Source organism: Aeromonas sp. ASNIH4, from assembly GCF_002934425.1.
Classification (GTDB): Bacteria; Pseudomonadota; Gammaproteobacteria; order Enterobacterales; family Aeromonadaceae; genus Aeromonas; species Aeromonas hydrophila.
Window position 1 is genome coordinate 979,736 of record NZ_CP026217.1, and the last position, 14,206, is coordinate 993,941.

Sequence of the window (14,206 nt, forward strand, 5' to 3'; positions counted from 1 at the left end):
CTCTCAAAACATCTAACTATAATTTACTATAACGCCAATTTACACGAATCGCCAAACTCCGCGCGCTCGTCTTGTCGGCCAATAAGTCTTATAGTGATTTACAGTGAATTCACAGGGCCCGACATGCCAACCCTTGCCAACGAACAATTGCCAGCCTTTGCTGCCGCCTTGATACGACTGCGCGGGGAAACGCTGGGGCGGATCGCTGAAGCCACCGGTATCCGCACTGCCAACCTCTCGGTCTGGCTACGTGGCAAGGAGCAGGTGATCTCCGCCAAACGACTCGTCGGCCTGTTGCACCACCTCGGTGTGGAAGGCGGGCGCCTGCGTACCGACGTGTTGCACCAGTGGCAGGATCGTGGGGCACTGGATGACAGCAAGCTCGTGCTAGGCAAGCTGCTGGCCGACAAGCAGTCGGTGTGGTTGTTTCAGGATGAGCAGCCGGGGCTTATCAAGACCCGCTTTCTGTTGGCTGGCGATGCGCTGATCCGCATGGAGATCGAGCCGGGCGTCGATCAAGCCCTTGATTTGGCGACAGTCGTCAGGGTGGATCGTGTCATCACCACCCCTGCAGCATTGGCCGGGGTGCCAATCGACTCGTTGGCATCAGCACACAACGTCCTCTTGGCGCTGGCGGAGCAGGCCGCAGCGGACGTGGGTGACGAAGAACTGCTGGAAGGGCTGATGTTCCGTCTAACCGAAACATTAGGCAGTAATGTCTCTTCAGCGCAGGGCTGGCAACAACTGGAACAGGCGCTGCGTTTTGCATTCAACGCAGGAGCCCAGCCTGCTGACATCGCCCGCGTGGTTGACGCCCATTTCCGCAGCGGCGGCAATGCGGACATGCCGCCAATTGGGTAAGCAAAAAATGTGCTGTTTCCAGTCGCCGGGTTTCCAGATCCTGCGGCGCTGATCGCATGACTTTTGGCATGGTCACATGCCCCGTTACTCCCTATTTCGGCTTGCGTACATACTGATTGTGCGTTGCGTTCTTTCCAACGCTCTGCTGTTCGGGCACATGGTCAGGCACCGAAACCTCATTTTCGATTACGTACATTCCAACATCCGCGAACGTACATTCCAAATCCCGCGACTGTTATTGCTTATCTTGTGCCCAGACGAGGGAGTAACGGGGCATGGCGCTTTGTGACCAGCAAAAAATATCTGTGCGATCAGATCGGGCTGCCGGCCGACTGTGTAAACAGTGTGGCGGCATGTTGGCAACAACGTGGCAACCTTGTGCGAACAATGTGTTGAAAGAGTGGCAAGGATGGTGGCGACAATGTGGTCACCTTGTGGTGGCAGCGTGTCACCATGGTGGTGACAGTGCGGCACTGCGCCCCTTGTTACCACATTCAACTCACAAGGGCAGTAGCCAAGAACAATCTTGCTGCTTCCGCAGCATTCAAATGATAGACTCCAAACGACTTAAGACGACTTTCAACTGCAACCTTCGAGCGCCATCGACATGAGCACAGAACCGTGGGTTACCGCCGAGCACGTCTCCCAGCACTTGGGCGTGGCCAAGGACACCGTGTACCGCTGGCGCGAGCGCAAGGGTCTGCCCGCGCACCGCGTAGGGCGGCTGTGGAAGTTCCAGCTCTCGGAAGTGGATGAGTGGGTACGAGCTGGAGGTGCCGATGAAGAATCGGGCGATGGGAGCGAACAAAAATGAATCCAGCAGGGGAAGGTGACGCGTGAGCTTGGAAGGGCAACTCCTTGACCAAAAGTCCTTGCGGGCCGTGACTGGCAAGACGGCGGACTGGAACGAAATTGCTAAGGATTGCATTGCCTTTGCCAATGCAACGGGTGGCAGCCTGCTGCTTGGAATTGAGGATGGGCAGAGCGAACCCCCAGCCGACCAGCGCGTCCCTCCAGACTTGCCTGACACATTGCGCCGCAAGTTGGCAGAGCGCACGGTCAACGTGACGGTGCTGCCGGATGTCACCATCGCCCCGAATGGCGGCCAATACATCGAATTGCGAATTCCGCGCGCCATGGCCGTTGCGTCCACCACGGACGGCCGCTACTTCCTGCGCGTGGCCGATCAAAGCAAGCCCGTGACGGGTGATGACGTTATGCGCCTCGCCAGCGAGCGTTCCGCATTGCCATGGGAAACGCAAACCACCTTGCATGTTCCACGTACCGAAATTGATCCTGTCAAACGCGACAAGCTGCTCGAAGCCTTGCGCGCATCGGATCGCGTCAAGCCGTCCGTGAAAGAGAAGTCTGACGATGAGTTGCTCGATCACTATCAGCTCGCACAAGGGCCGAACCTCACCAATCTGGGCGTGCTCAGTCTCGGTCGCCAGCATCATCGCGCTCAACTGACCACCGCTCCGGTCATCCAGTTCATCAAGTACGACGAGCACGGACAGAAGGTCAACAAGCTGGTCTGGGACGACCACACGCAAAGCCCGATGGAATTGATCGAAGCGGTCTGGCAGGAGGTGCCTGACTTTCGCGAGCGCTACGAACTACCCGATGGCCTGTACCGCCAGAACGTGCCCGCCTTCGATGAAATCGTGGTGCGCGAATTGTTGGTCAACGCGTTGGTACACCGTCCTTACACCCAGCGCGGTGACATCTTCTTGAACCTGCATCCAGACCGGCTGGAAGTGGTCAACCCTGGACCGCTACCGCTGGGCGTCTCGCCGCAGAACGTGCTCCACACTACGGTACGCCGCAACGAACACCTGGCACGCCTGTTCCATGACTTGAAGCTGATGGAGCGGGAAGGCAGCGGCTTCGACAAGATCTTCGAAGTGCTGCTCTCGCAAGGCCGCCCGGCTCCCGAGTTGATCGAGACCCACGACCGCGTGCAGGTTACAGTGCGCCGCCGCATTCTCAAGCCCGAGATCATCGACTTCATTGCGAAAGCGGACCAGACCTATCAGCTCACGCAGCGCGAGCGGATCGCATTGGGCCTGTTGGCGCAACACGATGCCCTGACGGCACGCGAGCTGGCAACGTCGCTTGAGCTGCCATCGGTTGAAGCATTGCAGCCCTGGCTTAAGCGTCTGCTGGATTGGCAGTTGGTGCAAAGCGCCGGGCGTACCCAGGCAACACGCTATTTTGTTGACCCCAGCTTGCTGCGCAGCCTCCAGTTCACCGGCGAGACCACACTCAAGCGCATTGAGCCGCACCGCTTGGCCGCGCTGGTACTGGAAGACCTGCAGCGCTACCCCAGGTCGGCCATCAGCGACATCCATCAGCGCGTCGGCGGCGAAATCCATCCCAAGCAAGTCAAGCGCGCGCTGGAAGAGCTGATCGAGCGCGGGGAAGTCCGCTTTGAGGGTAACAAGCGCTGGCGGCGCTACTGGGCGCTGGCATGAGCAGCCTATCGGACAACCTGCGCACTATCGTCGATAGGTGGGCGATAGAAGCCGGGCGATATGTTGGTGACCGCCTGAAGAATCGAGGATTTCTATCGACCCAAGGCGAAGAAGGCCGGGAGATAGAACGCGGCCCTATTGCCGTAACAACCCATTTACTCCTGCTCAAGCATTGCGCCTGAGCAGGGCTCAACGAATCGAAACAGGACTTTAAAATGACAAGCAATGAACAACGCGCAGCCCTACAGCGCAAGATCTGGGATATTGCCAATGACGTCCGCGGTGCCGTCGATGGTTGGGACTTCAAGCAATACGTGCTGGGAACCCTGTTCTATCGCTTCATCAGCGAGAACTTCGTCGACTACATCACCGGCGGTGACCCTGCTGTCAATTACGCCGCCATGGCAGACAGTGATCCGAACATCGCGGCTGCCAAAGATGACGCCATCAAGACCAAGGGCTACTTCATCTACCCCAGCCAGCTGTTCGTTAACGTCGCGGCCAACGCCAACACCAACGAGAGCCTGAATACCGATCTGGCCAACATCTTTGCCGCCATCGAAGCCTCCGCCAACGGCTACCCCTCCGAGCGCGACATTAAAGGCCTGTTTGCTGATTTCGATACCACCAGCAACCGCCTTGGCAACACCGTCAAAGACAAGAACGATCGTCTTTCCAAAGTGCTCAAACGCGTGGCTGAGCTGGACTTTGGCGGCTTCGATGCCAGCCACATCGATCTGTTCGGCGATGCCTACGAGTTCCTGATCTCCAACTACGCAGCCAACGCAGGCAAGTCGGGCGGCGAGTTTTTCACGCCGCAGCATGTGTCCAAGCTGATCGCACAGCTGGCCATGCACAAGCAAACCAGCGTCAACAAGATTTACGACCCGGCCTGCGGCTCGGGCTCGCTGTTGCTGCAGGCCAAAAAGCACTTTGACGCGCACATCATCGAAGACGGCTTCTTCGGGCAAGAAATCAACCACACCACGTACAACCTGGCGCGGATGAACATGTTCTTGCACAACGTGAACTACGACAAGTTCAACATCCAGTTGGGCAACACGTTGGAGGAGCCGCATTTCGCTGACGACCGGCCATTTGATGCCATCGTCTCCAATCCGCCGTATTCGGTGAAATGGATCGGCAGCGATGACCCTACGCTGATCAACGACGAACGATTTGCCCCGGCCGGTGTTCTCGCGCCCAAGTCCAAGGCCGACTTTGCCTTTGTATTGCACGCGCTCAACTACCTCTCCAGCAAAGGCCGCGCTGCGATTGTCTGCTTTCCCGGCATCTTCTACCGGGGCGGGGCTGAGCAGAAAATCCGCCAGTATCTGGTGGATAACAACTACGTCGAAACCGTGATCTCGCTCGCGCCCAACCTGTTTTACGGCACCACCATCGCGGTGAACATTCTGGTGCTGGCGAAAAACAAGAAAGACACGACGACTCAGTTCATCGATGCCAGCGGGCTATTCAAAAAAGAAACCAATAACAACGTCCTGCTGGAGTCGCATATCGAGCAAATCATGGCCGTGTTCGACAGCAAGGAAAACGTCGATCACTTCGCCAAGTCCGTGCCCTTGGAGCAAGTGGCGGCCAATGACTACAACCTGTCGGTCAGCAGCTATATCGAAGCGCGCGATACCCGCGAAGTGGTGGATATTGCTCAGCTCAACGCCGAACTGAAAACCACTGTGGCCAGGATCGACCAGCTTCGCAGGGGTATTGATGCCATCGTCGCTGAAATTGAAGGCGAGGAGCTGGAGGCATGAGCGACGTGGATTTCTTGGAAATGCTGCTGGGTGGCGTTGAGGTTAAGTGGGTCGAGGTGGGTCAGTTGATTTCACCTCAGCGAGGAAGAAGACTTGTCAAAAGCCAATTGGAAGAAGCCGGCAGTTATGCGGTTTATCAAAACAGCATGAAGCCGCTTGGCTACTACCATGAAAGTAATACGCAAGCAGGGGCATGCTTTGTAGTTGTCGCAGGAGCTGCGGGTGAAATTGGTTTTAGCGATGCTGCATTCTGGGCAGCAGATGATGTCTATTTCTTCCCGGAATCAAAAGCTGTTAACAGCAAATATCTGTATCACTTTCTTTTGACTAAGCGGCATGAGATTTCATCTCAGGTTCGCAGGGCAAGCATTCCGCGCTTATCAATAGCCGTAGTTGAAAAGCTCGAAATCCCCATTCCGTGCCCCGACAACCCCAAAAAATCGCTTGAAATCCAGGCCGAAATCGCCCGCATTCTGGATGCCTTCACCGAGCTTACCGCCGAGCTTACCGCCGAGCTTACCGCCGAGCTTACCGCCCGCAAAAAACAATACAACTACTATCGCGGCCGGTTGTTGAGTTTTGAAGAGGGGGATGTGGAGTGGGAGGTGCTTGGGACTCTTGCAGAAAATCTCGATTCAATGCGAAAGCCAATCACGAGCGGACTAAGAGAGCCAGGTGATATTCCATATTACGGAGCGTCAGGAATTGTTGACTATGTTAAAGACTACATCTTTGATTGCGACCTTTTGCTGATTTCCGAAGATGGTGCAAATTTGTTGGCAAGAAACACGCCAATCGCTTTTAGCATCAGCGGGAAGAGCTGGGTTAACAATCACGCCCACGTACTGAAATTCAAAACGTATGCTGAGCGCAAATACGTTGAGTACTACTTGAATAGTATCGACTTGACGCCCTATATCTCGGGGGCAGCTCAGCCAAAGCTTAATAAGAAGAGTCTTGAAAGCATTCGCATCCCGAATCCATCTCCAGAAGACAAAAAGCGAATCGTAGAAATTTTAGATAAATTCGACGCCTTGACTGGCTCTATCAGCGATGGTTTGCCGCGAGAAATTGAATTGCGCCAAAAGCAATATGAACATTACCGCAACCTACTGTTGAGCTTTCCAAAATCAGAGAGGGTGGAGGTATAAGGTGAGCAGCAAACTAGAAGACATCGCCAAGCAACTAAACGACGCTAACAAAAAGGTGCAACTGATCTATGCCTTCAATGGATCAGGAAAAACACGACTCTCCCGTGCGTTCAAGGAACGTATTGCCCCTAAAAATAATGAGGGGGATAACGTCGGCGAAGCAGAGCCTCCGCGCAATAAGATACTTTACTACAGCGCCTTTACTGAAGATTTGTTCTATTGGGACAACGATTTGGAGGCCGATTCTGAGCCAAAGTTGAAAATTCAACCGAACACCTTCACAGACTGGCTCATTGCTTTACTCAAAGAGTTGGGCGAGGATGCAAATATTGCTGCAAATTTTCAAAGATATACCGCCAGCAATGCAAGCCCCGTCTTTAACGCAGAATACAAGAAGAAAGCCAAGGACTTCAATGGCAAGGAGGTGGAAATCACCCTTCCAGCCTTTTCAGAAATTGTTTTTCAGGTGGCTGCCAGCGCTCCCAACGGCGTCAACTACGGTGCCGATTCCGCAAATGGCGAGCCACTTGTAGTCCAGGGGCAATACAAAGCCATAAAGATATCAAAGGGTGAAGAGAGCAATTTTATCTGGAGCATCTTCTTTACTCTTCTCCAGCAAGTGGTTGCCACACTGGATGAGTCCAAAGAGGAGGATAGGGTCACCAATGAATTCAACAACCTTGAATATGTCTTCATTGACGACCCAGTTAGCTCCCTGGACGATAGTCATCTTATCGCGCTCGCAGTTGATCTGGCTGGCCTGATTAAAAGTAGTCGTTATGTAGACGGCAAAGGGCTGAGATTCGTCATTACAACGCACAGCCCTCTTTTCTACAACGTATTATTCAATGAGTTGAGTAATGATTTAAAGAGGACCAATCCGGACGGAACCTCGAAAAAGCTCTACAAGCGCGATCAGTCCGAAAAATATCGGCTTCAGAAGAAGTCAGATGGTGGCTTTGAATTGCTTGCCTCTAATGACCACCCATTTTCTTATCACTTATTTTTGTTGTCGGAGTTGAGGGCGGCGATAAGTGCTAATCAGATTAGAAAATTTCACTTCAATTTCTTGAGAAATATTCTCGAAAAGACCGCCACTTTCCTTGGATATTCGCGGTGGGAAGATCTACTTGAAAAGACAGCAGGCGGTCTCCCGGATCCATTTGCAAACAGAATCTTGAACTTGTCTAGTCATTCTGCGCATGCGGGTGAAGAAGTTACTGAGATCGAGGACTCTGATAAGGAAAGGCTTGCTCAACTGGTATTGTTTTTGAGCGAAACCTACCGCTTCAAAAAGCAAGAGGCTGAGAATGTTTGAGTACAAGGCCATCGCCGAGTCCAAGAACTTCATCGTCCTCGACCAGTACAGCCGCGAGTGGAAGGTCGCCGAGAGCTACCAAAGCGAAAGCGATCTGGAGCGTGAGCTGATCCAGGATCTGGTCAACCAGGGCTATGAGTTCGCCTCATCGATCAAGACTCCCGCCGAGCTGCTGGCCAACGTGCGTGTGCAGCTGCAGGCGCTCAACGCCGTTCAGTTTACCGAGGCCGAATGGCTGCGATTCGTCGAGTCGTGGCTGGACAAGCCCAGCGATGGCATCGTCGAGAAGACCCGCAAGATTCACGACGACTACATCCACGATTTTGTCTTTGACGACGGGCGCATCCAGAACATCTACCTGCTGGACAAGAAAACCATCACCCGCAACAAGGTGCAGGTGATCAAGCAGTTTGAGCAGACGGGCAGCCACGCCAATCGTTATGACGTGACGATCCTGGTCAATGGTCTGCCGCTGGTACAGGTGGAACTGAAGAAGCGCGGTGTGGCCATCCGCGAGGCCTTCAACCAAGTGCACCGTTACAGCAAGGAGAGCTTCAACAGCGATCAATCCTTGTTCAAGTATTTGCAGCTGTTTGTGATCTCGAACGGCACCGACAGCCGCTACTTCGCCAACACCACGCAGCGCAACAAGAACAGCTTCGACTTCACCATGAACTGGGCGAAGGCGGACAACACGCTGATCAAGGACCTGAAGGACTTCACGGCCACCTTCTTCCAGAAACACACGTTGCTCAACGTGCTGCTGCATTACTCAGTGTTTGACGTCAGCAACACGCTGCTGGTGATGCGGCCCTACCAGATCGCGGCCACGGAACGCATTCTGTGGAAGATCAAGAGCAGCCATCAGGCCAAAAACTGGAGCAAGACGGAAAGCGGCGGCTTCATCTGGCACACCACCGGTAGCGGTAAGACGCTGACCAGCTTCAAGGCGGCGCGCCTAGCCACGGAGCTGGACTTCATCGACAAGGTGTTCTTCGTGGTGGACCGCAAGGATCTGGACTACCAGACCATGAAGGAGTACCAGCGCTTTTCTCCGGACAGCGTGAATGGCTCGGACAGCACGGCAGGCCTGAAGCGCAATCTGGACAAGGACAACAACAAGATCGTCGTCACCACCATCCAGAAGCTCAACAACCTGATGAAGAGCGAGGCCGACTTGCCCATCTACGGCAAGCAGGTGGTCTTCATCTTCGATGAGTGCCACCGCAGTCAGTTTGGCGAAGCCCAGAAGAACCTGAAGAAGAAGTTCAAGAAGTTCTGCCAGTTCGGCTTCACCGGCACGCCTATCTTCCCTGAGAACGCATTGGGCGCTGAGACCACGGCCAGCGTGTTCGGCCGTGAGCTGCACTCGTATGTGATCACGGATGCCATCCGCGACGAGAAGGTGTTGAAGTTCAAGGTGGACTACAACGACGTTCGCCCGCAGTTCAAGGCCATCGAGACTGAGCAGGACGAGAAGAAGCTGAGTGCGGCAGAGAACAAGCAGGCCCTGCTGCACCCGGATCGCATCCGCGAGATCACCCAGTACATCCTGAACAACTTCCGGCAAAAGACCCACCGCCTGCACGCGGGCAACAAGGGCTTTAACGCTATGTTTGCGGTCAGCAGTGTGGATGCCGCCAAACTGTACTACGAGTGCTTCCGCGAGTTGCAGAAGAGCAGCGACAAGCCGCTGAAAGTGGCGACCATCTTCTCGTTTGCCGCCAACGAAGAGCAGGACGCGATTGGCGACATCCAGGACGAGAGCTTTGATGTCTCGGCCATGAACAGCAGCGCCAAGGAGTTCCTGAGCGCGGCCATCGCCGACTACAACGCGCTGTTCAAGACCAACTTCAGCGTGGATAGCAATGGCTTCCAGAACTACTACCGAGACCTGGCTAAACAGGTGAAGGCCAAGGAAATCGACCTGCTCATCGTGGTGGGTATGTTCCTGACCGGCTTTGATGCCCCCACGCTCAACACGCTGTTTGTCGACAAGAACCTGCGTTATCACGGGCTGATGCAGGCCTACTCACGTACCAATCGCATCTTCGACGCCACCAAGACCTTCGGCAACATCGTCACCTTCCGCGACCTGGAGCAGGCAACCATCGACGCCATCACTCTGTTCGGTGACAAGAACACCAAGAACGTGGTGCTGGAGAAGAGCTACAAGGAGTACATGGAAGGCTTCACCGATGCGGCCACCGGTGAGGCGCGGCGGGGCTTCATGGATGTGGTGCAGGAACTGGAAGCCCGCTTCCCTGACCCGGCCGCCATTGAGAAGGAGTCGGACAAGAAGGCCTTCGCCAAGCTGTTCGGCGAATACCTACGCGTCGAGAACGTGCTGCAGAACTATGACGAATTTGCCAGCTTGAAGGAGTTGCAAAGCGTCGATCTGGCCGACCCTGCCGCAGTTGAGACATTCAAGGCCAAGCACTACCTGAGTGACGAAGACCTGACCGCGCTGCAAGCCATCACGCTCCCGCCCGAGCGGAAGGTTCAGGACTATCGCTCGACCTACAACGACGTGCGCGACTGGCTACGCCGGGAGAAGGCGGGGGCCGAGAAAGAGAAGTCCACCATCGACTGGGATGACGTGGTCTTTGAGGTGGACCTGCTGAAGTCGCAAGAGATCAACCTGGACTACATCCTGGAACTGATTTTCGAGCACAACAAGAAGACCAAGAGCAAGTCTGAGCTGGTGGATGAAGTGCGGCGTGTGATTCGCGCCAGCCTGGGCAACCGCGCGAAAGAAAGTCTGGTGGTGGACTTCATCAACCAGACCGATTTGGACCAGATCGGCGACAAGGCCAGCGTAATTGAGGCCTTCTTCACTTTCGCTCAAGCGGAACAGCAGCGAGAGGCTGCAGAGCTGATTAGCGACGAGGGCCTGAACGCAGAAGCCGCCAAGCGCTATATCACCAACTCACTGAAGCGCGAGTTCGCCACCGAGAATGGCACGGAGCTCAATGCGGTTCTGCCTAAGATGAGCCCATTGAACCCGCAATTCCTGACCAAGAAGCAGACTGTCTTCCAGAAGATCGCTGCCTTTGTTGAGAAGTTCAAGGGTGTAGGCGGGCAACTATAAGCACTCGATTATCAGGGAGGAGAACATGTGGCATGACAACGAAACAACCACGGACTACTTGAATTTCGGCGTCGTTGCGGATGCCTGCGCAAAGCTTCTGCAGCAGGCCAACGGCCAGCCCATTTCTATTGGCGTATCCGGCGGCTGGGGCGTTGGGAAATCCTCATTGGTACGCATGGTCGCGTCACGGCTGAACGTCGACGCAGATCCCGACAAGAATACGTACGTGGTGGTCACCTTCAATCCTTGGCTGTATCAGGACTTCGAGGGCGCACGTAGTGCTCTTCTTCAAATGGTCGGTGATGAAGTGTTGCGCCGAGCTGCCGCTGACGAGGGACTGGTGAAGAAAGCCAAAAGGCTTCTTCAGCGCATCAATCTGTTGCGAGTTGTTCAACTCGGGGGCGAAGCGGCGGCAACGATCGCCACAGGCATTCCGATTGGCTTGATTGGACGTGCGCTCGCAAAGTTTGGCTTGAGCGACGAACAGGGAGAGGCTGGCGACGACCGGGCCGAGAAGGATGAGGATTGGGGGGTACTGAAGCCTGCCGAGCCGGTCTCTCTACCAGGCGAAATTCAGGCATTTCGAGACGCACTTGAGGAGCTTCTGGAGGAGCTGAAGATTACCCTTGTCGTGTTCGTGGACGACCTTGATCGTTGTCTCCCGCAGACGGCCATTTCGACACTTGAGTCCATTCGCCTGCTGCTGTTCCTGAAACGCAGCGCGTTTGTTGTCGCTGCCGACAACGAGTTCATCCGAGGTGCTGTGCGAGTGCACTTTGCGGGGACGGGCATCAGCGATGAGGTTGCGACGAACTACTTCGACAAGCTTATCCAGGTCCCGCTGCATGTGCCAAGGCTAGGTGTGAATGAAGCAAAGGCCTACCTGGCACTGTTGCTGCTGGAGCGGGCAGTGGCCGAAGGGCAGTTTGTCGACGATCAGTTGTCACGAGCCATTCAGGCCGTCTCTGAACGCCTCAAGACCAGTTGGCGCGGTGATGCGGTGACGCTGGAATTTTTGAAGGGCCTCATCAACCCTCAGAACGCTCACTTGGTCGAGCTGATGGAATTGGCTGAGGGGTTGGCACCGCTGCTCACGAGTTCGAGCAAGGTAAACGCCAATCCGCGCCTGATGAAGCGGTTCCTCAACACTGTCTTTCTGCGGTCAGCCTTGGCCAAGCCTCAGGGGATTGAATTGGACCTCAAGGCTTTGGCCAAATGGCACCTGTTGGAGCGCTGCGACGAAGCCTTGGCAAACGCACTTGCAGGCCGGGTCACTTCCGCGACGGAAGGACGTGTTGATGCCATTCGACTGGCTGAACAGGCCGCCCGAGAAGGTGGAGCCTTGCCTGAGCCCTTCAAGGATGAGTTCTTCCATAGGGAGTGGCTTGGGCTTGCGCCTGCGCTCGGCGAAATGGACCTGCGCCCATTGCTCCACCTGAGCAGGGACTCCGCGATGCGGGACTTCGGTGACGACAGCTTGACGACCGAAGGCCGTGCTTTGCGGGATGCGCTGATGGTTGCGACCAGCGCAAATGAGCCGCTGACACAGGCAATTCGAGCAGCTGGAATGAGTCAGGCTGACGCGGTAATGGCCAAGGTGTGGCAGCTGAAGTCACCAAAGCGAAACTGGCGACAAACCGAAGATGTTGTGCCATTGCTGGAAATCTCCAAGATCTTTCCTGACCTTGGTGCAAAGGCCGCCGCCTTGCTGGCCCAGGCGCCCATCAAGGAGGTCGGTCCAGGGCTCGTCCCTCTCCTTTATGAGCAGACGTGGGCTCGCCCTATGCTCGATCAGTGGCATGCCTCCGGTGATGCTTCCAGACCGGTCAAGCAAGCCATTGAACAAGCCAGGAAAGGTGCGCGCTGATGGGAACGTCAACATCAAGCAAAGGTGGTGGCTCCCGCTCCCCATTTGATCCTGAGTGGCTGTCGCCGCCCGAAGGCGGCAATGGCGGAGACAGTCCTGCGCCTGGTGATGGCGAAGGCCCTCCTACAGCTGATGCCAACGACGCCAACGCTGACGGGCAGGGCGACGCGGCTGGCGGTGAAGACGGTGATGTGACCGGGCCTGCGCTAGCGCCTGACCGCCGCTTTGCTCCAGCCCGTTCTGGCATGTCGGCATTCCTTGGTGGCGGGGGGCGCGAAGCTTTGCGCAGTGCGACCAAGAGCATGGTCAGCAAGGGAATGGGCGGCCCGCGACGAGCAGCGGCCACCATGAGAGCGACGGCTCAGGGGGCCGGCCAACTGGGGCAATTTCTTGCGTCCGCACGGGATGCCACGGACCCACGAGTTGTCGACTGGGTCCATCGGGTTCGCGCCCAGAACCTTTCAGCAAACGACCTCGTCCTGGAGGTGGTCAAAGAAGTTCTTCCGAACACAGGAAGTGTCGACGAAGAATCCATTCGGAACGCTGCGGCAGAAGCGCTTGGTCAGCTGTATGAGGTAGCCCCTGAAGTCGACATCTTCAATCTGACAGATGCACAAATCGGCGACCTCATCGGCTACATCGTCGCCAACGACCTATGTAATCGCGTTGACCTGCAACTGGGTCAAACATACGAGAAGCTTAAGTTCGACGCGCGGCAAATCCAGCTGTATCGGAACGACATCAAGGAATATGTCAACGCGCAAGTCAAGGTGGTTCTTGACCGACAAGGACCACGCGGGATTGACCATCAACGACTTGCCAGTGAAGTCTTGGCCTCAACCCTTGAGGTATTTGTCGAATGAAAGTTCTATGTACAACACCTGACTTCTTGCCTGCGCGCCTCGATGCTGGAGAACTCGCATTTACCTACTTCAAGAGCGCCCGACGCCCTGGGGTTGGCACCATCGCGAAAGGATGGCGAGGTTCGTTGAAGCGGCGCGGGTTCGCACCGAGCGCTCAGGTCTGGGACTTCGTTCAGTTCTGCCTAGCAGTTTGCGCCGCCGACTTGGCCTGTCTTCGAAGCACGAGTGCGGATGGCTGGACGCGCGTGATTGAGCTCACTGTCGGCCTGCATGAGCCACTGCGCTGGCTGCCTTTCCAAGAACAACTTGAAGCACTTCTCAAGGTTCTCACTGGCGACTACTGGAAGCTCCATTTCGTAGCTGGCGGAGCAGCGCCACCGGATGGCAGGCCCGTCGCGATTGCGCACGACTGCGTGTCCCTGCTATCAGGCGGCCTCGATAGCCTCATCGGGGGGATAAACCTCGTTGCACAAGGTCGCCGCCCGATGTTTGTGTCGCAGCTGGCCCATGAGGATTCTCAGCGTCAGAGGAATTACGCAGCGCAGCTTGGCGGGGTGGGGTCTCACTGGCAATGGAGCCATGGCATCAGCTTTAGCGGCCAACGTGAGACTTCAACGCGCGCTCGGTCTCTGGCCTTTTACGCGTTCGCGGTGCTGGCTGCCTCGCGGGTTGCCGCCGATCCTGTCCAGGTGTTTGTTCCAGAAAATGGATTCATTTGCATCAATCCGCCTTCCTGATTAGAAACCTGCCTCAGCGAGGCTCACCCCATGAGCTTGTGACTCACTAATCTGTGGTCTTCTTACAGT

The 14,206-nt window shown here is 55.7% G+C and carries 10 protein-coding genes; all 10 read left to right on the top strand.

All coding sequences use genetic code 11. From position 1 onward, the window contains the following. Nucleotides 1–123 precede the first annotated feature (123 nt). The 10 genes from C2U40_RS04680 (at nucleotide 124) to C2U40_RS04725 (ending at nucleotide 14,137) form a co-directional block, all read left to right on the top strand. Nucleotides 124–861, top strand: a complete 738-nt coding sequence (locus tag C2U40_RS04680; protein ID WP_103826981.1) for a hypothetical protein — start codon at nucleotides 124–126, stop codon at nucleotides 859–861. 607 nt (nucleotides 862–1,468) lie between these two features. Continuing rightward, complete coding sequence (locus C2U40_RS04685) at nucleotides 1,469–1,675, top strand: helix-turn-helix domain-containing protein (protein ID WP_103826982.1); 207 nt, start codon at nucleotides 1,469–1,471, stop codon at nucleotides 1,673–1,675. Between the two features lie 28 nt (nucleotides 1,676–1,703). Beyond that, the gene (locus C2U40_RS04690; protein WP_199773237.1) at nucleotides 1,704–3,335 is read left to right on the top strand and encodes an ATP-binding protein; all 1,632 of its coding nucleotides are present in this window, start codon (nucleotides 1,704–1,706) and stop codon (nucleotides 3,333–3,335) included. Nucleotides 3,336–3,550: 215 nt separating this feature from the next. After that, complete coding sequence (locus tag C2U40_RS04695) at nucleotides 3,551–5,110, top strand: type I restriction-modification system subunit M (protein WP_103826984.1); 1,560 nt, start codon at nucleotides 3,551–3,553, stop codon at nucleotides 5,108–5,110. Beyond that, the gene (locus C2U40_RS04700; RefSeq protein WP_103826985.1) at nucleotides 5,107–6,261 is read left to right on the top strand and encodes a restriction endonuclease subunit S; all 1,155 of its coding nucleotides are present in this window, start codon (nucleotides 5,107–5,109) and stop codon (nucleotides 6,259–6,261) included. Before C2U40_RS04695 ends, C2U40_RS04700 begins: the two co-directional genes overlap by 4 nt. 1 nt (nucleotide 6,262) lies before the next feature. Beyond that, complete coding sequence (locus C2U40_RS04705) at nucleotides 6,263–7,579, top strand: AAA family ATPase (protein ID WP_103826986.1); 1,317 nt, start codon at nucleotides 6,263–6,265, stop codon at nucleotides 7,577–7,579. Next, nucleotides 7,572–10,670 (top strand): HsdR family type I site-specific deoxyribonuclease, encoded by a 3,099-nt coding sequence (locus C2U40_RS04710; RefSeq protein WP_103826987.1) that lies wholly within the window; start codon nucleotides 7,572–7,574, stop codon nucleotides 10,668–10,670. Before C2U40_RS04705 ends, C2U40_RS04710 begins: the two co-directional genes overlap by 8 nt. Before the next feature lie 25 nt (nucleotides 10,671–10,695). After that, on the top strand, nucleotides 10,696–12,537 hold the full coding sequence (locus C2U40_RS04715) for a KAP family P-loop NTPase fold protein (RefSeq protein WP_103826988.1): 1,842 nt from the start codon (nucleotides 10,696–10,698) through the stop codon (nucleotides 12,535–12,537). After that, complete coding sequence (locus tag C2U40_RS04720) at nucleotides 12,537–13,400, top strand: hypothetical protein (RefSeq protein WP_054286761.1); 864 nt, start codon at nucleotides 12,537–12,539, stop codon at nucleotides 13,398–13,400. Before C2U40_RS04715 ends, C2U40_RS04720 begins: the two co-directional genes overlap by 1 nt. Next, nucleotides 13,397–14,137: a hypothetical protein gene (locus tag C2U40_RS04725; protein ID WP_233768822.1), complete on the top strand. Its 741-nt coding sequence runs from the start codon at nucleotides 13,397–13,399 to the stop codon at nucleotides 14,135–14,137. Before C2U40_RS04720 ends, C2U40_RS04725 begins: the two co-directional genes overlap by 4 nt. The last annotated feature ends 69 nt before the right edge of the window (nucleotides 14,138–14,206 follow it).